The sequence below is a fragment of the Gelidibacter sediminis genome, assembly GCF_004364975.1.
Classification (GTDB): domain Bacteria; phylum Bacteroidota; class Bacteroidia; order Flavobacteriales; family Flavobacteriaceae; genus Gelidibacter; species Gelidibacter sediminis.
Map to the genome: position 1 here is coordinate 1,254,990 of NZ_SOBW01000008.1, position 21,952 is coordinate 1,276,941.

Here is a 21,952-nt window from a genome sequence, read left to right on the forward strand (position 1 = left end):
TAAAAATTAAAATTCGTATAAATATAACATAGTTAAGCAATGGCTACAATCACATCGCCGCCTATATAACCAATACGGCATCATTAAGGTTTTTGCGTACTTTTTTAAAGCTTGAAAACATGTCATCCTCTGCTCTATAGCCTACCGGTAGTAATAGCACAGATTTTAATTCTTTCTGTTTCAACTTTAAGACAGCATCAAATTGCGCCCGATCAAACCCTTCCATAGGACAGGAATCTATACGCTCTACAGCACACACAGTCATCAAATTACCTAAGGCAATATAGGCCTGTTTTATAGACCATTGTTGTTGCTCCTCCTGGGTCATACTCTTCATCATCACTTTAAGATCATTTCTATAGGGCTCTAAGATGGTTTCAGGCGTATTCCTTAACTCACTCACATTGTCAAACAATTCATCCACATCTGTGGGGTTGATATGATCTTTTATACATAGCACTAATAAGTGGGAAGCCTCTATAATCTGTCCCTGATTATAGGCCGCTGGCAATAATTGATCCCGTAAGGATGTATCTTCAACAATAAGCATTGAGATGGTTTGCAAACCAAAAGACGTAGCAGTTAAATTAAACGCCTGTTTAAGTGTGTGCAACTTCTCACTAGAGAGATGTTGTGTAGGGTCAAACTTTTTAGTCGCATAACGCCACTGTAAACTTTCTATAATATCCATGGGCATTCATTTCTATAGTTTGGCAAAAATAAGGGATGTACTTTACAATTATAAAGCATTTCGATCATTAAATTCTATTGCCAAATTTAATTGATTAAAAAATTGTGATTTTATTTGAAAGAATTAAAAAAGGGTTCTATATTTGCACCCGCCTAAGCAAACAGAATATGTTTAATCGGGCAAGCCACTGAGATATTAATGTGTACATCGCATTAAGAAACTCTGAAAGGCAAACGCAAGAGACACTGGAGAAATGGCAGAGCGGTCGAATGCGGCAGTCTTGAAAACTGTTGAGGGTCACACCTCCGGGGGTTCGAATCCCTCTTTCTCCGCGAAAAGCCCCGTAAACTCAATGTTTACGGGGCTTTGTTTTTTTAGGTGTTGAATTGGGTGTTGTTTGTGTGGTTTTTAATTTTCTAAGTTTTAGTTTTTCTCTCTTATAAAACTTAACTTGATACCAATAAATATGGGTATTAGGAATTAACCTCTCCATTAATCTTAGCGCAAATGATAACCGAAGAGCAATATTTAGAAGCAAAAAGAATAATTGATGAATATCATCAGCAATTAGAACTTCAATATACCAATAGTCGAGTTGAACTTTTAAAGGCTAAAAAAGGTGATTTTATAACCTACATTGGTGGTAGTAAAAGCAAATATCTTATAAAAGGAAAAAAGTACAGTTTAACTTGTGGTCCTTGGAATATATGAGTAGCTATAATAAACGAATCTGGCAAAAGGCAAGTTTATAAAAATCGGTTATTGAGTATTTGAAATTGCGTGATTAATTATTGAGATTGATAATCCACGATTAAATTTCATTTTTTAGGCTTCTTAAACCTTTTAATGTCTTCCTCCAATTCTTTTAAACTGGCTTCCTTCTCAATGGTCTTTTGCTGTTGCTTAAATTTCTCATATTCCACACCCGATTTTTCCAGAGCTTTCTTATGACTTATTTTTCCTGCGTGGGTTAAAAGCTCTCTACCGTTAAGTTGTAAAATACTATCCAATCTATTCGCCCAATCTTTCATATACATTGGGGTCTGCTGTTGTGCCATAGTTTCGGCAAATGCTAAATATTGTTCAACCAAAAGTCCCAAAAGTTTTATCTCGTCCTCGTCCAAATAGTTCTTCGCAATACTTACTTCTGATTTTTTTATAGTTGCCTTTTCCTTTTTATCATAAGACAGCATTCCCATCAATGGCAATGAGGCATCTACTCGTCTAAAAACCAATTCAGCAGCAGTCTGCTGACTAATTGCCCAAAGGAGTTTGTTTTGAACGACTTTGAAAAAATTAATGGTTCTTTCGTCTTTAGGATCATAATCAATGCTTGTGGTGTAGATGTCTTTTATTTTTTGATAAAAGAATTTATCCGATAAGCGTATCTCACGAATGCGGTCTTGCAGTTCATTAAAATAGTTCATTGAAGTGCCAGACTTAAAGCGGTCATCATTAAGCGCAAAGCCTTTGATAATGTACTCTTTTAAGCGTTGGGTAGCCCATATACGGAATTGTGTGCCTTGCACCGATTTTACACGATAACCCACGGAAATAACGACATCCAAATTGTATAGATTAACCTTGGATTCCTGGGTTTTTCCAGCTATAGCACCGTGCGAAGTGGTTGTTCGGAATTCCCGAACAGCCACTTCCTTATTTAATTCCCCTTCTTCAAAAACATTTTTTATATGCTCGCTTATCGTAGCTTTTGATTTTTGAAAAAGCTCCTGCATTTGAGCTTGAGTAAGCCAAACAGTTTCTTCGTCCAAACGAACATCTATTTTGATGTTACCGTCTTGATTTTGATATAAAAGAATGTTACTGTTCATCATAATTTCTAATTTATCAATTGCCCTACCTTATTAACCACCTTATACTCCAAAGCATCAAACTCATTAAAATGTGCTATCCCACATTTAATTTTCAGTTGCTCGTCGGAACTTAATTTATGCAAATCGACTTCGGGTGTTCCTGTGTCTTTTGTTTCCGCTACGAAATAGATTTTTTTATCATCTTTAAATACTACCGCCCAATCAGGATTATAGGTTCCGATGGGTGTTGGAATTTTAAACCAGGTCGGCAGTTTAAAATAGAATTGAATCTGGTCGCTCGTTTCGCAATCTTCGGCAAATTTGCTCTCTACACCTGAATCTAAAGGAATAAATTCTTCATATATAGTTTTTGATGAATCGCTCACGTTGAATGTAAAGTCATTGAGATAGACTTCCAATTCCTGCGCTTCAAACAAAGCCATTTCATATTCTGAACCCCCAATCTTTTCATATTTAATGCCGTCAATCATCAAATCATACAAAGTTCTCTTTATAGCTTGTGAGGCAAGGTCTAAAAACAACTGCGGATTTATGAGAATTTCAGGTATTCTGCCAGATTCACTTAATATCGCTTGCAAGGTGGAACGTGTCAATTCCGTTTTATTTTGGATATAACCCAATACATCAGGTATTGGCCACGTGTAACTGTCATAAGTTTCAACTTTATCTCCTGCATAACTCGTTTCAAGTCCTTCGTCAGTCATATGAATTTTAACTTTTGTAGAACGTACCGAAGGTGCTTTGATTTCAGGTAAATCTTTAATTGATTTTGATGCCAGGGTAATCAAATCAGAAGTTTTGTAATCTACACGATACGTCGTTTTCTTTTTGAGATTCTCCCATATTTCAAGAAATTTAGGGTCAGCATCAAAGCCTTTTCGGTACTTAATGGGCGTTCGTGCTCGTTTGTTTTTTATTCTGTCTTTAAAGGTTACACCACATTCATCTTCAATTTCTTTTTGTAAAGTTTTGGCAAAATCATCATAAGACTCGTTTGCGATTACAGTGAGTCTGTTAATATTTTGATCATATGTTCTAACATATTTGTTGTTGGAATCCTTACGAACAGCCAAACGTAAGCCTCTACCAATCTCTTGACGTTTCTTTATATCGGATTTGGTTTCGTTCAATGTACAGATTTGAAACACATTCGGGTTATCCCAACCTTCACGCAGGGCGGAATGTGAAAATATAAATTGCAAAGGATTTTCGAGGTTAAGCAATTTCTCTTTATCCTTCATAATTAAACTATACGTGTCATCATCTGCTTTGGTCTCTCCTGAAGTATCCTTCACCTTTCCTTTTTTATCCTGTGAGAAATATCCGTTGTGTACATCACCCACTGGAAATGGATTTAAGCCTTGAAAGATAGATTTTGCAATATACTCATCATAGATTTCTTCAAACCATCTGGCATATTTTCCTTTTACCGGATTACCATCAGCATCATAACTTCGATAATTGGCTACTTTATCAATAAAAAACAAAGACAAAACCTTAATCCCTAATTTATTAAGTCGCATTTGTTTTTTTAAATGTTCTTCAATGGTTTTACGAATTTGGAATTTCATCACTTCATCGGTTAATCCGCCTTGGCTATCGCCTTTATATAAAATACTACGGTTGGATAAGGATATACAGCCATTGGCAGCATCAATTTCTTCCACTAAATAACCATCAGCATAAATTTCACGTTCATTGGAAAGGTCATACAAATCCTTCCCAACTGAAACCGTAACTTTCTTCTTTTTCACTCCGCCCTTGTCATTTACGTTAATAAAAACTTTAGCTGTGACTTTGGTTTTAGTGGCAGTAATTGAATCAACCGATACAAAGGCGTCATTAAACGCATTTTCTTCAATGATACTATCTACTTCAATTTGCTTAACCAAGCCTAAATCATAAGCTTTAACAGGATTTAGACTATAAGTAAGATTGTATTGGTTTCGATGGGTTGCAGAATAACGAAGCGTACATATAGCATTCAAATTTTTAATGGCAGATGTACGTTTATCAGTTTCCATATTTTGTGGTTCGTCAATAATCACAAATGGGTTTGTGGATTGAATAAATTCAATGGGTTTTCGACCATTCGCCTTGTAATGGGGTTGGTTGATAATATTTTGATCCTTGGCAAACGAATCTATATTTATAACCAGGATTTCAATAGTATTATTGGAGGCAAAACTGCGCAATGCCGAAACTTTAGAACTATCATAGACTTGAAAATTAACAGGCACATTATCATAAAGATTTTGAAAATGCTCGGTCGTGATTTCAAGATTTTTTAAAACACCTTCCCGAATGGCTACGGATGGTACTACAATTACAAATTTTTTGAAATTATAAAGTGTGTTCAGCTCGTAAATGGTTCTTAAATAAACATACGTTTTTCCTGTTCCTGTTTCCATTTCTACAGAAAAATTCATCCCATCCAATTCCGTTGATTTTTTAATATCGTTGGTTTCCTGAATGCTTTGTAAGTTAGACAGAATTTGCTCTTGGGAAATAACGAGGTTATTCCCTACGCCATTGATAAGGCTTAAAGCGCCACTTTCCGTTAGGTCAAATTCCTGTACCGCATCTTCCAACGGTTGTCCTTCAAAGAGGTCTGTAATGGATTTAATGGCATCTTGCTGAAATTGTAAATCAGATTCAAAAGTCAACTTCATAATTAAATTGTTTTAAATTCGATTCCTGCATCTTTCATCTGCAAAACGGTATTGGTTTTTAATTGATCGTTGTCTTTGAACAATTTATCAAGTGCCACCACTTTATTAGGTTTGCACACAATAATATTATCTATAATTTTCTGATCGACTTTTTCTAAAAGTAAGATAAGCTCATTTTCATTTATGATATAAAATCCGTTCTTGTGAACGATTTTACTGTTTAAGTCTTTACCACTTTTAAGCATCAGCTCATACACCATGTTTTCTATGGTGGCATTTTCTGCAACTGGATCAACGAATAGTTTCATTTGATCCTCCAAAGCTTGGACATCTTTGTTTTGAATTTGTTGCCATTGTTTAAAGTTGCTGTCTGAAAGTTTTAATATTTTGAACCCTAAGTCAGGTTTAGATTTTAGAGATATATCTTCAAAAGGTATTTCGGATTTCAATTTATCTTTTTCTCGATCTAATGCTTCACTAATTTTTTCCCCTACTTTTCGAATACGACTTTTGGCGACGTCCGCAATAGTCTTGAATCCAGATTCAAAGGCTTTAGATCCTTCCTCCAATTTCTCAGGTAATTGAACACAAATGTATTTTCTCTTACCTCCATCCTCATTATTTAATTCGTAAACAGATTCTGCAAGTGTACCTGAGCCAGAAAAGAAATCCATTATAATTGAATTATCATCTGTACTAAACTGCATACACTTTTTGATCAAATGAGGTGATTTTGGGAAGCTCATAACATTCGCACCAAAAAGCTCTTTTATGCTTTTTTTTCCATAATCATTATTAATATTTTTATCAACCCATATAGATTTTGGGAGTGTTCTGGCTTTCTCTCCATTTTCGTCTAATAAATAATCTTTTCTGAATATTCTCCACCCATCTCCCATAGGTTCTGCCAGTAATAAATCATTTTCTGCATTTACTTTTATTTTGCCCCATGTCCAACAAGTTTTTGTACCTTCAGCAGTATCTGGCCAAAGCTCAATAGAATAATCCTCATCTCTTTCTAATGAAACTTTATTAGTTTTTGGATTTGCATATAATGGATAATAAAGCTTAGGTCTGGTAACAGGATTAAATGCTTGATTTCTGTTTCTTAATCCTATAAGACGATATGCTCCTTTACCGTCGTTATCATCCCTATTGTAATCTGAAATCATCTTCCCCTCTTTTTCTAAACCAATCATCGTGCTCTCTTCATCTGCATTTTTTGCATAAACGACAATATACTCATGAGTCTTCGCAATGAATTTATCTAAGTTTCTACCTCTGGGATTTAATTGAACCGCAATTGAAGCTATAAAATTTTCTTCTCCAAAAACTTCATTCATCATCATTATTAGATTGTGCACTTCATTATCATCAATAGATATAAAAATCACACCATCCTGTTTTAAAAGATTTTTTGCTAAAAACAAGCGTGGGTACATCATATTCATCCAATTACTATGATATTGACCATTTTCCTTGCTGTTCTTTTTGAACATTCCATCTTTGGTCATATAGCCTTCTTCGTCTTTATCACCGACACGCTTTTCGTAATCTTTTTTAGTTTCAGAAAATTTATCGGGATAAATAAAATGATCGTTACCGGTGTTGTATGGCGGGTCTATGTAAATCATTTTCACCTTCCCAAAATAGCTTTTCTGTAATACTTTAAGCACTTCGAGATTTTCGCCTTCAATGAAAATGTTTTCGGTCTCATCAAAGTTTTCAGATTCATCCTTGACAGGAATTAAGGTTTTGGTCGTTGGGGATTGTAACACTTTAAAAGCATCACTTTTTCCCGCCCAATTCAAAACGTAGCGTTCATTGCTGAAATTGATATCTTCCCCTAAAGTGGCTTTGAGTTTTTCCCAATCAACTTTGTCTTCGGCAAACACTTCAGGGAAAATATTTTTTAATTCTTGTAATTTTATTTCTTGTGGAGTTAGGCTTTTACCGTCCATATATTTTAATTTTCTTTAATCTTAATTAATAAATCCTTTGGCTCAACATTTAAAATTATTGCAATTTTAAATAAGACCTCCAAGCTCGGTTGTGCTCTATTTTGAACATAACCATTTACAGTATTGAAGCTTTTACCCAACTGTTCTGCAAGCCAAACTTGTTTTATACCTCTTTCTTCAAGTACTACTTTAATCCGGTTCATCGTGTAATTAAATCAGGTTATAAATATATACTATTATGTATAAAATTATAATGTTTTACGTTATGTTTTTAATTTAGGATATTTCGTTATATGGTATAAAAAAAGCCGCAAGTAGCAGTTTCTCAATTTCTATTTTTTATTTGGTTTATCACACTCAAATATCTTCGTTACTTCTTTAAATCTACAGTCTATTTTCTATGTTAGGGTGGTAATGCGTGCTAGCTTATTTAAATAGGTATTTCTTTTTTATTCTCGGTAAAATTAATTTGAGTAATTCTCCATTAGATTGATTGTATAAATTCCATACGTATTCTTTACCAGATTAAAAATTTACATCTTCTTTATGGTAAAAATTGTTCCAATTGGCAGTCAAGATGATACTAATTTATCGCAGCAGAAAGGGTTAATTCAATTTTATTGGTGTAGTTACAGTTTTTAGGAGCGAAATTATCGACTTCTAAATTCTTTAGTCTAGTTTGGTAAATACACTCATAACTCTGACGCCCATAAATAACTAATTTTTATGATTTTTGCTTATCCCAAACATCAAATTCCAACACAATAAAGTTATTACCCTCCAAAATGCCTAATGCCGAGAATAACGTTTATAAGATTGAATACTTTGATTAAAATAGTACATTTTTAGTTCAGCTAAATTATCTAATATTATTTCATTTTTTAGAACTAAGTTCTCAAACTCTCTAAGTTATCCCCTATTTTTTTATCCACTGCTTGATTAAGAAGTTTCACTCTTTTAAACATCACTTTTTGTCTTTTTTCTTTTGTTACATAGCACCTGACACGCTTTGATTCTCGTTTTGCTCCTCTTTGAATGTTGGGCAATTTTCACAATTTCAATATTTTATATTCGTGAACAGTTATGAATTCTATATGGTATATCTACAAAAAATTGATCAACTACTAATTATTTGCACCAAAGTTCTAATTACCTTTGTAGCCAGATAAAAATTCAACTTTCAAAAAATTGGAGTTACAATTAATTATCGTACGGATACTATGGAACAGTTTTTTTATGAGAATTTCGGTGTCAGTGGGCAAATTTTAAACTACGTTATCATACCGCTATTAATATTTTTAGCGAGAATTTGCGATGTCTCAATCTCTACCATCAGAATCTTGTTTGTGATGAGTGGGAAAAGAAATTTAGCACCTATTTTAGGCTTTTTTGAAGCACTAATATGGCTTTTGGCCATTGGTCAGATTATTAGCAATATAGACAATGTGTTCTCCTACATTGCTTATGCAAGTGGTTTTGCTGTAGGAACATTTGTAGGGATGTACATAGAAGAAAAATTAGCCATTGGCCGTGTGGTTTTAAGATTAATCACCAAGGAGCCAGTGCACGAATTTACCACCTTTCTAAACTATAACAATTATCGTTATTCCATTTTGGATGCTGAGGGCAGAAACGGAAAAGTTAATGTGGTGTTTCTGGTTCTAAAAAGAGAAAATTTAAAACATTTAACGGACGCTATTAACACTTACCATCCAAGTGCATTTTACACTATTGAAGGTGTAAAAATGGTAAATGAAGTCAACCTTATTGATGATAGTCCAAGGCAAATTGGCTTATGGGGGTTACAATTAAAACGAAAATAGCATTTAAGCTACTTAATAGGCTTTAAAATAATGACACGCTACTCGGACAAAAAAATTATTGACTCTTGGTTACAGAATGCAGAACCATGGATTTCTGCTGTACAAAACGATGAAATTGAAAGCAGGTTGTTAATCACAAATAAGGCCATACTAAATACCATCTTAAAAAGGAATCCTGCCAATGTGTTGGATATTGGATGCGGAGAAGGATGGTTAGCGAGAGCGCTTACAAATGAAAATATTGAGGTTTATGGAATTGACATTGTACCTGAATTAATAGCAGCAGCTAAGAAGGATGGTCACGGAAAATTCGTTGTGCTGCCGTACGAAGATGTATCACCAAGCACCATTACAGAAAAGTTTGATGTTGCTGTTTGTAATTTTTCTTTATTGGGCAAAGACTCTGTTGCCAACATATTTAAAAATATTCCAGATTTACTGCATGAACATGGCGCTTTCATAGTTCAGACGCTGCATCCAATTTCAGGTTGTGGCAACGCACCTTATACAGATGGGTGGCGAGAAGGAAGCTGGAAAGGGTTTAATAATCGCTTTAGCAATCCGCCACCATGGTATTTCAGAACCCTGGAAACATGGAAAGATTTATTTCTCTCAAATGGATTTGCTATAGATGACATTATAGAACCATTACACCCAAAAACTAAGACCGTGGCGTCGGTTATTTTTGTCGGAACTATAAACCCTTTAACAACCGGTCGCAACTAGACATCATTTATTTACTATATCTATTATACAAGATATGCCTGGCATTATCATGCAACGCCAAGATTAATGATTGGCAAACCCAAACCATGTCATGGATTCAAATCGCAACGCGATATATTATTGATAGTGTGATACACTTTAAACAAATTTGTTAAATGTCTTTTGCAAACTCCAAGAACACCTGCTTATGACGTTCTAAATCCAAATTTGGCGACAAGGACACCCTAACTATATAGTCTTTGTCACCCTCTTTTGTGGTGCCTTGGGTAGAAGTGGCTGGTATAGTCCAATAACTGCCATGTAATTGTCCATAGCTAACGCAAAATTTACTTTCATCAGGAATTTCAGTTATCATCAAATTTATTAACCTCAAATTCAATGCACGTTTGTAAGCTTCGCGCTCTGCATCTGTAGCCCCTTTAGTTGGAAGCCCCAATGAAAATACAGATGGCGTAAACCCTTGAGAGGCTAAGTCGTCTGAAACAAAATTAATTTTCGCTTCTGGCAACACTTCCTTAATAAAGTGCACAAATTCTCGCGTATATTTATAAGCCTCTTCAATACGTTTATTCATGGATGGCAATTGCGCCGCCAAAATTTTATATTGCATTGATGACGCTTCATTATCACAAAGCGTCAAATGGATGGCTATTTTATCCATCAATCCTTGAGTCTTTTGATTTCCTACACAATAGCCAGCAGTACATTTTCCACCACTCGGAAATTTAGAGCCACTCGCATAAGAAAGCGCTCTTACTTCAGAAAGGATATCCCCTTCGCCTAAAAAATGAACATTTGGACAGAATGTTTGATCCAAGATAAAAACTGGATCTATGGCTTTAGCTCCGGAAGCCGTAGACCTAATTTTTCCTAAAACAGCCTTCAACGCCTCAAGATCTGGCACCTCAACCCTAGGATTGGTTGGAATCTCAGCAATAATGTAAGGAATTGCGTCTTGGTGAGCAACCTGAGTCAGTATGGCTTCAATACTGCTTACCATATTATTATCGCCATCCACAGGCAGATCTAGCACCTCAACATTTGCAACAGCAGCTGCTACCCGTCTTGCTTGATCATTGGTACCGCCATAGCAGTTGGGCGGCACAATAAACTTAATGGCTTTATTTTTATAACGCGCCTTTGCATCGTGAACTAGCCCCATCATGATTGCATATTGCATTGACAATCCGCTGGAGGCAACTAAGGCTGTGGTTGGTGAATTAGTGATTTCCTTTATTGTTTTTAAGACTGAGGCCTTATCTGAATGTGAATCAAGATTGGGCACGTCCTTTTTTTCTACATTACACACCAATAACTTCAAAGCTGTCAGACAGTTACTTGGCGTCATTGCAACAGTCTCTCGCCTTCTGACATGTTGAATAGCCGAAATATAACCGTCATTCTGACTAGAATTAACCAATAGGATACTCCCCAAATGTCCATTAAGGCTGATATAAAAATCAATGTCTTCTGTAAGCGCAAATACACTAGGTTTATCGTCTTCAGAAATAAAAATTGTGCTACCATCAAAGTGGTCTGTTGTTGCAACATCAGCAACTTTTTCAACATGAAAATTATAACCATACACAGATTTCAAAAGCTCAAGGTCTAGCATCTCTGGTAAAGTGTCCGAATATAAAATTCTGGTATTTACACTATTTAATGCATTGGTTCTTAAAATTGCTAGAACAGGCATGGTTTGGGAATCAAATGTAATCACATTTTTTGCATCCAAACTATTTAAGTTTGCAATACCCCATTCCAAAATACAAGATAAGGGGTGTCCTAACCGAATATAATCATAAGCTGTTGGGAGTTGACTTAAGGCTAAGGTTTCTGAATTGTTGTGGTTAAACAAGTTTTCTAACCCTTGTAAAAATTCCGTTTTGGCTAGATCTTCATTATAAATATCCAACCGGTGTGTTGTTAGTTTCAACCAATCAGTAGGCATATGATCAATAACCTCTTTTATATATTGTAGCATTTGAGTCGTTTTCATAAATATCAGCTTGTAATAAGTTGGCAAGATACGTAATTCGTAATTTTTGAAAACAATTACAAGAGGGCTTAAGCTTTAATTTTAGAATTTGTAATTTTTAGGCCATAAGATTAAATGAAATTTTAATGCCTTCAATTATCATCCCGGTTCCGATGATGGCAATAATTAACCCCATAATTTTACCTATTACTGAAATTACATTGTACCCCACAATCTTCACAATATATTTGCTCATTCTAAAAGTAATGTAGGTTAACAAGCTCATAGACCCGAAGATGGCTATCACTAATATGATTTGGATAGTGGAAACGTCTGACACAAAGTTCATTGCGGTAACAATTGTGCCAGGACCTGCCAATATAGGAATTGCCAAAGGAGACACTGCAATATTTTCGTCAATGTGAATATGTTTGATATTCTTTACATTAGATTGTTTGGATTGAAGCATTTCAAAGCCAATATAAAAAATAAGAATGCCTCCGGTAATTTTAAATGCAGGAATGCTGATATTGAAGAGCTCAAAAATAAATTTACCTAAAAGAATAAAAACCGTTACAATAATAAAGGCGATAATATTAGCCCTTTTATTAATGTCTCGTTTTGTCATCTCGTCTGCACCTTGGGTTAAAGACAAGAAAACCGTCATATTGGAGATGGGGTTAGTAATTGCAAAAAACCCTGTAAACACTGTTATTGAAAAGGTTAATAAATTCTCCATTCGTTGTTTCGTTTTGACAGTGTAAGAAATTGAATTCCTACTATACTACCAAAGTTATTATCGTATATTTTAAACGTTATTGCAAATAAATTTAAACCATTTGGTTGGTATTTCTGGTAGATTTATAAGGACAGGATACCTTTATAACCGGCAACTGTCAATTATAAATATATAGTTAAAGTCTATTTTATTTTTATACCCAATTATTATTTTTATCACTTAATTTGACACTCAAAATAAACCTATATGTTATGGTGGTGCACAGACATATACTTTAATGCCATTTATCGCAGACCATTTTAAAACTTGAAGTTACTTTCTTTATTTATTATTTAAATGCAGACATATAAACCATAAGCACACAACAATTTATACACAAACACGTTAGCATCAATCAAATACCAACAACTATGAGAATTACATTTTATTTCACAATGTTTTTAATGTGTCCCCTCCTATCTTTCGGACAGGTTGACTCCACTAAACTGGCAAACCTCAGCAAAGAGATTGAAACTTTAAAAATGACTAACGAGACGCTTTTAAATAGTCTGGAAATTACTGGGAAAACGTTAAATGATCTAGTGCGAGACAAGAAAGTGTCTGATGAAACCAAATGGAATACCATTAAAAGAAATATCAATGGTTCTGCACAATTATACAAAGTGCTTAGTGATGATATCATCAATTTAAAATCACGATTGGCAGATGAAGAATACCAAGGCTACATCAAATCGTTAAGTAGCATACAAGAGGGGCCGTTGGGATTCTCCTTTCAAGAGGTGATAATTGAATCTGCAACTAAAATTGGCATCTTCGATAAACAATCTAAACTTGACCGTTTTATAGATATTGCCAAAAATGTGATGAATAGCCCATTAATTGCAAGCATTCCATTTGTCTCTAACGCTGTGACCGCCTCCAATTCTATACTTGATATTGCGTATGGGTCTTCTATGAACGATAGAAAAGCCGATTTAGAAAAATTGAAAAAATTTGAAAGTCAGCTCAACAAATACTTAGCCTATTATACGACCTTAGACAAGGCCAACATCCTTAACCAATCGTCCAACGGCGATCGAAGAGTGTTGCTTGAAAATCTTCAAATAGATTTACTGAATAAATTAAAAAAGGATGCACCGCGACTCAACTTGACTGTTCCTAATAGAAAAGAAAATGAAACTATGGATGCTTACTTCAACAGAATCCTGACTTCATTTAACCATGAATTTAGCAGTAAACATCTGGTAGAATTGGAGCAAAAATATAAAAATGACAGAGGGGAAATCAACTATTCTGAACTTCTTCAAAAAGAGATTGGCGCAAAATACTATAACAATAATATTGACCAACTGGTAGAACTTTCAAAAAAATACACTCTGTATTACGAAAACTTTTTTGAGGTCGCTGATAATTATCAATTCCGAATTATTGAAGCTGTAAATGTGGCAAGAAGTAATGGCATTATTGAGGGCAAAAAGGAAAAAGGCAAAGAATTGAACCCTGCGCAGGTGTACGATGAAATTATCAAAAATTTAAATAATAAGAAAACCGAGAGGGATAACGGTATCAGAAATAGCATTAACATTCCGGAATTGAAACAAAAAATGGAATTATTGGAAGAGTTTAAACTTATTTAAAGATAGACAGCTCCAATTTACTGTTTCTGATTCTTACATCTTAGAAAGTAGATACAATTATTATTTACATAAGTGTCAGTTTTGGGCGCGACACCCAAACTGACACTTTTTGTTTCGGTTTACTAAGTAGTTGGCCAATTCATGATTTCATTTCTCACCTCAGCAATACTGCGTTTAGTGCGCGTAGCTATACTAGAAAGCATTTTTTCAAACTCACCTAAGAGGTAAGTGGTGTCTCTTTCAGTAATGCTTGGATATTTTCGTAAATAATCATCCTTAATTGCCGCCCATTTAATTTGCAAATCGCCATGAGGTTCTTTATTAGAGCTCACAATGTTTTGATAATCATCAGTTCTATCTGGATCTTCGTGTTCTGAGGTCATAACAACGTATTTTTAATTATTTACCAAGATACGCTAGTCAACCTCAAGGCATGAGCTCAAAAGGTAAATTTTTAAACGGATTCACAATAGAACAAATACAGCTATTAAAGCTATTAATTAAGATTCGCTACTACCCATTAAAAAACCCATCTTTAGGATGGGTTTATCAAAATTAATCATTTTCATTATTGCAAAAAATTCGGATGTACGCCCCTTAAGAACTAGGCCAATTTTTTATCTCGTCATTAACTTCACGCTGGTTCCTGTTAGTACGCTTTGCAATACGCTCCGTCATAGACTCAAAACCACCGTCGCGATGGTTAACGTCTTCATCGGTCAGATTAGTGTAACGTTTTCTATAGTCACTTTCTATATCCTGCCAACGACTTTCAATATCTCGGGATGAAGGATTTTGGGAATCACCACGTCGTTCATCTGCGTTTCTCCCGTCACGCTGTTGTCCACGAGATCTATCCTCTTGATTTCGATTTTGATCGGTGTCATTTCTGTGCTGATTTTGGTCACGACCTTGATCTTGGTCACGATCATAATTACGGTTGTCATTGTTTGTGTTCATATCCTCAAGTTTTAAAAATTAATAAATTCTGTATTCGAAATTATAATTTCTATAATAAGAGTGTTGGCCCTAAATGGACGAAAAATTGCCTAAAAAGATATGAACTTCAACTAAAGCTATAAATTATGATAAGGAACTTGATTTTAGCGACAATAGTTGGGTATAGCGAATTTATTTTTCCATAACATTAATAATACAATCTAAAATCTAATAATTGGCAGAGACTATAATGTTTTTGAAACAACTCTTCAACCACCTCCTTTAAATTGTCATTGTCTTGATACAGATTGAAAAACACTCTATCTAGTGTGCTCGTACTAGAAATCTCACTGAGATCTGAACCGTAACCTGAAATTGCACGCGCACCGGTAACATCTAAAAAGTACTGCGACTCTTCATCCGTAAGATCCACTATTTTTCTATTGGCGAAATGAATCACTTTGCCTTTCATTTTACCTTCAAAAAGCTCAGCAATTTCTTCCATACTGTAATAATAATCATTCAAACAAATATTATTTGGCTCACCAGGCATCACAAGGTAAATAATTTCATAATCCTTAAAGTTATGATCATTGTAAAGCAAAGCACTTAAGCTCTCCTCTAGCCCTTCTATGGTATCGCAAGTTTTATAGATACTCGCAATGCCTTGTTTTATGGCAATATCTTCCAAAATTTTAACCACCTCAGTGGTACCCGTATTTTCAATATCCATAACTCCTTCAAGACAGAAAATGAATTTCTCATTCTCCATGTATAGTGCTGCTTTCATTAAGCAAAATTCTAACTTTTGATTGTGTTTCGCAAATGACAAGGCTATAGAAATGTTCATAATTATCGCAGATGCTGTTTTTAAAATAATCCGTACCTATATCAACTTAAATTCTCTCACCCTAGCACCTTACTTTCTATAAGATGAAACCTCAATATTAATATCTGAAAATGAGTTAATTGTGCGTCCATTCATGACAAATATCAGTGCATATGAATACCAAAACCAATACCTTGTAATTGCCCCTTTCAAGCTGAGGAAAAAGGATTTCCCATTCAAACCAAGATCAACCTCGTGAATACAGCATAAACTCTGAGCCACATGTATTTGCTTAAAAATTTAGAATTAAATATGAACCTAATAAATAAAAGATTATGAAAGCATTAGTGTATTATGGCGATCATCATATCGCATTGGAAGACAGAGCAAAACCAACAATTCTTAAACCCACAGATGCCCTTGTAAAAATTATTAAAACAACTATTTGCGGAACAGATTTAGGCATCTATAAAGGAAAAAATCCTGAAATTGAAAGTGGACGTATCTTAGGGCATGAAGGTGTGGGGATTATAGAAGAAGTTGGAGATAGTGTATCTCAATTTAAAAAAGGAGACAAAGTCATAATTTCATGTATTACTTCCTGTGGTTCTTGTGAATATTGCAAAAAACAAATGTATTCCCATTGTAAAGATGGAGGCTGGATCTTAGGTTACATGATTGACGGTGTCCAAGCGGAATACGCAAGAATTCCGCATGCCGACAATAGTCTGCATAAAATACCGGCAACCATTGATGATGATATAGCTGTCTTGTTAAGTGACATCTTACCTACAGGTCATGAAATTGGAGTACAATATGGTAAAGTTAAACCTGGTGATGAAATTGCCATTATTGGCGCGGGGCCCATTGGAATGTCTGCGCTTTTGACCGCACAGTTTTACACACCCTCTAAAATTATCATGGTCGATTTAGATGATAATAGACTTCAACTCGCAAAAGAATTAGGTGCTACACATACCATAAATTCTGGAACAACGAATGTTGAAAAAGCGATTAAAGACATTGTTGATGGTGATGGAGTTGATGTGGCCATTGAAGCTGTTGGATTACCCCAAACTTGGGATATTTGTCAGAAAATTGTAAAACCAGGAGCGCATATTGCCAATGTTGGCGTTCATGGGCAAAAAGTCGATTTTGAAATTAACAAACTGTGGATCAAAAATTTGACCATAACTACTGGGCTTGTTAATACAAATACTACCCCTATGCTTTTAAAGGCTGTCTCTACAAATAGTTTAGATTTAAAGAAGATGATTACACATCATTTCCCACTTTCTGAATTAGAGCATGCCTATCAGGTGTTTTTAAATGGTGCCGAAGAAAAAGCACTAAAAATTATTATTAGCAATGCGTAGTTTCGTTTATAGACCACTGATAGATTACCTCTTCTAAAACTTTGCAAGATTTTTTAGAAGAGGTGTATTTATACTTGCCCTTGGATCATTTCCACCAGTTGTTGTCCACCCATTTTAATTGGAGTTGACAAGAACATTAACTTTTCTATAGACCAATGCAATGGTAATTCAAGGTCATAAATAATTCATAAATCCTAGACACCTGAAGAGTTACTTGGTTAAATTTGCTATCTTGAAAAGTTATAAACGAAGTGTAAAAAAATTAAAGAATGGGATCAAAACCATTTTTTTTTAGGGGCGACAGCCAATTTTCTATTAGATATAATTTTTATAGTGAACGGCACCGTCCAACATTTTATATCATTAGCATCAATACACAATAATTATTAACCAATGATGCTTTTTTAGGCATCACATAAAATTTTGATCTATGGAAATCCAAGATAATCCACTATTATGCGACATAGAAACAGGCATGTGCGAAACTACAGAATCCACTCCGGAAACGGCTGAAAAAAGTACCGTAAAACCCTCTAAAAAGTCAGTGAAAGTGATTTACTATACAGATCCTATTTGCTCCTCTTGTTGGGGAATTGAACCACAGTTGCGCAAACTAAAATTAGAATATGGTAATGCTGTTGAAATTGATTACAGAATGGGAGGCTTATTGCCAGATTGGAGCTACAACAGTGGCGGCATAGGAAAACCCTCCGATGTTGCACACCATTGGGATGAAGTTAGTGTGCATTATGACATGCCTATTGATGGCGATGTATGGCTTGAAGACCCTTTAGACTCCTCATATCCGCCATCCATTGCTTTTAAGGCCGCACAAATGCAGGATTATGAGAAATCGATTTTGTTTTTAAGAGAAATTAGGGAATTGGTGTTTTTAGAAAAGAAAAATATTACCAAATGGGAACATATTGAAGATGCTGCTAAAAAGGCAGATCTAAATATAGACCAACTCAAGTCAGACTACGAAGGTCATGCCAACGCATTGTTTCAAGAAGATTTAGCATTGGGGAGAGAATTGGGCGTGAGAGGATTTCCAACAATGTTCTTTTTGGATGAGGCAGGAAATAAAGAATTCGTTTACGGAACAAAACCATATGTGTACTACGAAATGGCCATTTTAAAACTCAATCCAGATGTGAAGAAGAGCGAATACCGTAAAAACTGGGAAGCACTCTTCTCCACCTACCATTCGTTTACAGCCAAAGAGTTTTCAGAACTTTCTGGAACTCCTAGAGCCGAAAGCGAACAACAATTGAATGAACTTTCCAACACAGGAGCATTGGAAAAATTGACTACGAAAAATGGTTCAATTTGGAGAATTGTCAACTAATCAATTCTTTAATTGCAACTAATTTATAATGTCTTTGAGAGCAGTTGAAATTTTTAGGTTATAACGGTTTCAACTGCGCTCAACCTGACATTTGCATTAAGCTGAAAGTGTCGTTAATTTATCACTATTAATCTATTGATACATTACCCGTTATTCGAGTTTATAGCTCGGAATGGCCACCCTTCTATTTAACTTCCACTAAAGGAATTGCTAATAATGGAATTTGAAGTTCATCAATCAAATCTTTTTTCTTGTTTTCAGTGAACAGTTCCAAAATCAAATTTCTCTTTTTATGACCCGCAACAATAAGGTCAATATTCTGCTCCTTAACAATCTTTTTTATAGACTTAACCATTGGCCCTTCAATCAGGATACCTTCTGCCGGTATGTTATATTGAGTTACCACATCTAGTGCCAATTGCTTGATCAATTCGGCCGATTTCTGATTGTCTTCAGTTCGCTTGTCATAAATAAATTGAGGTCCCGCTTCACGACTCAGTAAATCCGTAGGATTGGCCGCTGAAACATGGATGATCCATATCTTGCCATCTGTAAATTTGGCAAGTTGTACCGCATGCGTAATTAGTTGATTGGCATATTTTGGACGGTCTACGGCCACAAGTATATTTTTCATAAAAATCTGGTTTTAGTAAATTTAATCAAAATAAAACACATCCCTTTCAATAGGACTGTGTAATTTAAAGATTATAGCCAGCTTCATTACTAGTTGCAAACACTTCCCTAACTTGCCGTATTTGGTTTTATGGAGTAGTATAATTTTTATTTAAAGCAATTGAGGGTTTAGATTTTTAATATCTTTAAATCTCTGAAAGGCAGAATATCATATAATATACTATAAAACTCAGATATCAACATCTTAACACGACCCTTCTAACCTTTAATTTGTAAAAGTGAATACTTTTGAAGTCATAACACTGGTTCTCAACCTCATCTTCTGCATTCCTAGCCTTGCCTCGCTAACGCGGTTTGACTATTGGTGGATTCGTGGATTTGATTTTCCTAGGGTACAAATTTCAATACTAATTTTTGTAAATATTGTATTGGCGCTCTTTGCCTACTCTTTTGATGAAACCTGGCATTTGATCATGTTGGGCGCACTGATTTTGAGTTTAATTTATCAGCTGCGCCTTATTTTTCCTTATACAATTTTTGCTAAAAAGCAGGTCATACAATATACTGGTAATGCCAAGGGAAATGCTATTAGCATTCTAGTAAGCAACGTCCTGATGACCAATCGTGAGTACCATAAACTAATCGGTTTAATTGAAGAAAAATCGCCAGATTTATTTTTAACCTTAGAGTCTGATAAAGGTTGGGAACGCGCTTTAGAACGATTTGAAAAAGAGTACAAATACACGGTAAAAGTTCCTCTAGATAACTTGTATGGAATGCATTTATACTCAAAATTTCCGTTGGCGGATATGAAAGTGCGCTATCTCATTAAAGACGATATTCCGTCCATTCACGGTTTTGTAAAATTAGAAAATGGGCATCGTGCAAAAATTCATTGCCTCCACCCCAGACCACCGAGCCCAACGGAAAGCAAGACCTCTACAAATAGAGATGCGGAAATTTTATTAGTGGGTCATGAAATGGAGGAGGATCCGAAGTTGACCTTGGTTTTTGGCGACCTAAACGATGTGGCGTGGTCTAGAACCACCAAGATATTTCAAAGAGTGAGCGGATTGATGGACCCGAGACGAGGCCGTGGTTTTTTTAATACTTTTAGTACCGAATATCGATTTTTAAGATGGCCATTGGACCACGTATTTCACTCAGATGATTTCACGCTCATGGAGATTGCACGAGAACGAGATATTGGTTCCGACCATTTCCCCATGTACATAAAACTAAATTATTCTCCAGAAAAGAAAGATAAACAGGAAAAACTCAGTGTTAATGAGGAAGAAAAGAAATGGGCCAAAGAGAAAATAGATCAAGGCAAAAAGCATCCTCAGTAATATGTCATAAGATCACTTCTATTTTAAAGTAAAAAAGTGTGTTTTCCTTTTAAAACCCATCTCAGTATGTCACTTAGAAAGTTATACTCAATATTTAGTATATTGATTAACAAATAGCTGAATAGAGAATCTTCACCATATTTTATTATACTACTTTTAGATCAAAATACGTGGCTATGTACTACAGAAAAAGACATGGAAAAGGGTTTACTTATCAGGACAAAAATGGTAAGACCATTACAGACAAGGAGACCCGCAATTGGATAAAATCCCTTGTAATTCCGCCAGCATGGACCAATGTAGAAATATCAGAAAACAGAAAATCTGATTTATTGGTCACGGGTCGCGATGACAAAGACAGAAAACAATATATCTACCATCCAAAATATAGAGAACGGCAAAATTCCAAAAAGTTTGATCGTATTGTAGCATTTGCTGATCAATTGGAACATATGCGCAGAGTAACAGGCCAACATCTTAGAAAGCGAAAACTGAATAGAGAAAAAGTGATGGCCACAATGCTCAGGTTATTAGAATCGGCGTTTTTTAGACCAGGCTCTGAAACCTATTCCAAAGAAAACGCCACTTATGGGTTAACGACCTTACGGCATAAACACCTCACTATAGATGGGGATGAAATTATATTCAAGTACAAAGGAAAATCTGGCCAAGAACAGGAAAAACACATCATTGATAAAAAGTTAGCTTCCATAGTACAGCAAATTGATGATATGCAGGGCTATGAAGTTTTTAAATACCTTGATGAAGATGACAACATTATAGATGTTAAAAGTGATGACTTAAATGCCTATATACGCGAGGTCATGGGCGACGATTTTTCCGCCAAGGATTTTAGAACATGGGCGGGCACTATGATTGCCGCCATTGCTTTGGACGAGTTGGGGGTCGTGGACAAAAAAGATCAGAAAGCATTAGATAAAAATATAAAAGAGGCCGTGAACCGGGTATCAGAACGCCTTGGCAACACCCCTTCTGTAGCTAGAAGTTCCTACATCGATCCAAGAATAATTGAAGATTATACGCAAGGCCGCACCTTGCAATATTTTGAGACGGAAATCAACCGATTACTTAAGAAAGCCGAAAACCTATCCAAAGAAGAAATTGGCGTGTTATGCATGCTGCGGAATCGTTTAAAACAGAAGTGATTGCTTACTACTCCTCGCTCCTTCTATCATCTCCAGAAAAACAATAGTTACAGACATTTGTACATGAATCTGATTCAATCCTCATTCAATCATCCGAAATAACATTCCCGAACCGCTACACTCTCATCAATACGCCACCATCGCTAGGAGGCCTTTTAATTGTATATGGTATTTAAACCTCTAAAATACGACCTAATCATAATTAAATTCTTTCAACACAACAATCAAAAACATAACATTTTTATTATAT

At 35.2% G+C, this 21,952-nt stretch carries 19 protein-coding genes and 1 tRNA gene; 9 read left to right on the plus strand and 11 right to left on the minus strand.

Translation table 11 applies throughout. From position 1 onward, the window contains the following. Window positions 1-61: 61 nt before the first annotated feature. A complete protein-coding gene (locus BXY82_RS12050; protein ID WP_133758431.1) occupies window positions 62-691 on the minus strand; it encodes an NAD(P)H-dependent oxidoreductase in 630 nt (209 codons plus the stop codon). A gap of 247 nt (window positions 692-938) precedes the next feature. On the opposite strand from BXY82_RS12050, the gene BXY82_RS12055 reads away from it, so the two are divergent. Further along, window positions 939-1,023: transfer RNA gene (locus BXY82_RS12055), tRNA-Ser, on the plus strand. A gap of 175 nt (window positions 1,024-1,198) precedes the next feature. After that, complete coding sequence (locus tag BXY82_RS12060; protein WP_133758432.1) at window positions 1,199-1,402, plus strand: hypothetical protein; 204 nt, start codon at window positions 1,199-1,201, stop codon at window positions 1,400-1,402. Between the two features lie 107 nt (window positions 1,403-1,509). Here the strand turns inward: BXY82_RS12060 and BXY82_RS12065 are convergent, their stop codons facing one another. Genes BXY82_RS12065 through BXY82_RS12080 form a run of 4 tightly spaced genes read right to left on the minus strand, consistent with a single transcriptional unit; the run spans window position 1,510 to window position 7,362 of the window. Further along, window positions 1,510-2,523: a virulence RhuM family protein gene (locus tag BXY82_RS12065; RefSeq protein WP_133758664.1), complete on the minus strand. Its 1,014-nt coding sequence runs from the start codon at window positions 2,521-2,523 to the stop codon at window positions 1,510-1,512. Between the two features lie 8 nt (window positions 2,524-2,531). Next, a complete protein-coding gene (locus BXY82_RS12070) occupies window positions 2,532-5,198 on the minus strand; it encodes a restriction endonuclease (protein ID WP_133758433.1) in 2,667 nt (888 codons plus the stop codon). A 2-nt stretch (window positions 5,199-5,200) separates the two neighbouring features. Next, window positions 5,201-7,159 carry a site-specific DNA-methyltransferase gene (locus BXY82_RS12075; protein ID WP_133758434.1) on the minus strand — a complete coding sequence of 653 codons (1,959 nt, stop codon included), beginning with the start codon at window positions 7,157-7,159 and terminating at the stop codon, window positions 5,201-5,203. A gap of 5 nt (window positions 7,160-7,164) precedes the next feature. Then, on the minus strand, window positions 7,165-7,362 hold the full coding sequence (locus BXY82_RS12080; RefSeq protein WP_133758435.1) for a helix-turn-helix domain-containing protein: 198 nt from the start codon (window positions 7,360-7,362) through the stop codon (window positions 7,165-7,167). A gap of 1,017 nt (window positions 7,363-8,379) precedes the next feature. Between BXY82_RS12080 and BXY82_RS12085 the strand changes: the two genes are divergently transcribed. Beyond that, entirely contained in the window at window positions 8,380-8,982 is a 603-nt protein-coding gene (locus BXY82_RS12085) for a DUF2179 domain-containing protein (protein ID WP_133758436.1), read from the plus strand. A gap of 30 nt (window positions 8,983-9,012) precedes the next feature. Continuing rightward, entirely contained in the window at window positions 9,013-9,708 is a 696-nt protein-coding gene (locus BXY82_RS12090) for a class I SAM-dependent methyltransferase (RefSeq protein WP_133758437.1), read from the plus strand. Window positions 9,709-9,859: 151 nt separating this feature from the next. On the opposite strand, the gene BXY82_RS12095 is transcribed toward BXY82_RS12090, so the two are convergent. After that, on the minus strand, window positions 9,860-11,707 hold the full coding sequence (locus BXY82_RS12095; RefSeq protein WP_133758438.1) for a PLP-dependent aminotransferase family protein: 1,848 nt from the start codon (window positions 11,705-11,707) through the stop codon (window positions 9,860-9,862). A gap of 97 nt (window positions 11,708-11,804) precedes the next feature. Continuing rightward, window positions 11,805-12,425, minus strand: a complete 621-nt coding sequence (locus BXY82_RS12100; RefSeq protein ID WP_133758439.1) for a MarC family protein — start codon at window positions 12,423-12,425, stop codon at window positions 11,805-11,807. 410 nt (window positions 12,426-12,835) lie between these two features. On the opposite strand from BXY82_RS12100, the gene BXY82_RS12105 reads away from it, so the two are divergent. Continuing rightward, entirely contained in the window at window positions 12,836-14,062 is a 1,227-nt protein-coding gene (locus tag BXY82_RS12105; protein WP_133758440.1) for a hypothetical protein, read from the plus strand. A 122-nt stretch (window positions 14,063-14,184) separates the two neighbouring features. Here BXY82_RS12105 and BXY82_RS12110 read toward each other — a convergent pair whose 3' ends face one another. The 3 genes from BXY82_RS12110 to BXY82_RS12120 form a co-directional block, all read right to left on the minus strand. Further along, a complete protein-coding gene (locus BXY82_RS12110) occupies window positions 14,185-14,445 on the minus strand; it encodes a hypothetical protein (protein WP_133758441.1) in 261 nt (86 codons plus the stop codon). 214 nt (window positions 14,446-14,659) lie between these two features. After that, complete coding sequence (locus BXY82_RS12115; protein WP_133758442.1) at window positions 14,660-15,022, minus strand: hypothetical protein; 363 nt, start codon at window positions 15,020-15,022, stop codon at window positions 14,660-14,662. A gap of 187 nt (window positions 15,023-15,209) precedes the next feature. Next, on the minus strand, window positions 15,210-15,773 hold the full coding sequence (locus BXY82_RS12120) for a DUF6642 family protein (RefSeq protein WP_133758665.1): 564 nt from the start codon (window positions 15,771-15,773) through the stop codon (window positions 15,210-15,212). A 392-nt stretch (window positions 15,774-16,165) separates the two neighbouring features. On the opposite strand from BXY82_RS12120, the gene BXY82_RS12125 reads away from it, so the two are divergent. Both BXY82_RS12125 and BXY82_RS12130 read left to right on the plus strand, forming a co-directional pair. After that, a complete protein-coding gene (locus tag BXY82_RS12125) occupies window positions 16,166-17,206 on the plus strand; it encodes a zinc-dependent alcohol dehydrogenase family protein (RefSeq protein WP_133758443.1) in 1,041 nt (346 codons plus the stop codon). Between the two features lie 430 nt (window positions 17,207-17,636). Further along, on the plus strand, window positions 17,637-18,554 hold the full coding sequence (locus BXY82_RS12130; RefSeq protein WP_133758444.1) for a ClpXP adapter SpxH family protein: 918 nt from the start codon (window positions 17,637-17,639) through the stop codon (window positions 18,552-18,554). Window positions 18,555-18,738: 184 nt separating this feature from the next. On the opposite strand, the gene BXY82_RS12135 is transcribed toward BXY82_RS12130, so the two are convergent. Continuing rightward, complete coding sequence (locus BXY82_RS12135; RefSeq protein ID WP_133758445.1) at window positions 18,739-19,188, minus strand: universal stress protein; 450 nt, start codon at window positions 19,186-19,188, stop codon at window positions 18,739-18,741. 277 nt (window positions 19,189-19,465) lie between these two features. On the opposite strand from BXY82_RS12135, the gene BXY82_RS12140 reads away from it, so the two are divergent. After that, window positions 19,466-20,536 (plus strand): endonuclease/exonuclease/phosphatase family protein, encoded by a 1,071-nt coding sequence (locus BXY82_RS12140; protein WP_133758446.1) that lies wholly within the window; start codon window positions 19,466-19,468, stop codon window positions 20,534-20,536. 176 nt (window positions 20,537-20,712) lie between these two features. Continuing rightward, entirely contained in the window at window positions 20,713-21,702 is a 990-nt protein-coding gene (locus BXY82_RS12145; RefSeq protein WP_133758447.1) for a DNA topoisomerase IB, read from the plus strand. Window positions 21,703-21,952 lie beyond the last annotated feature (250 nt).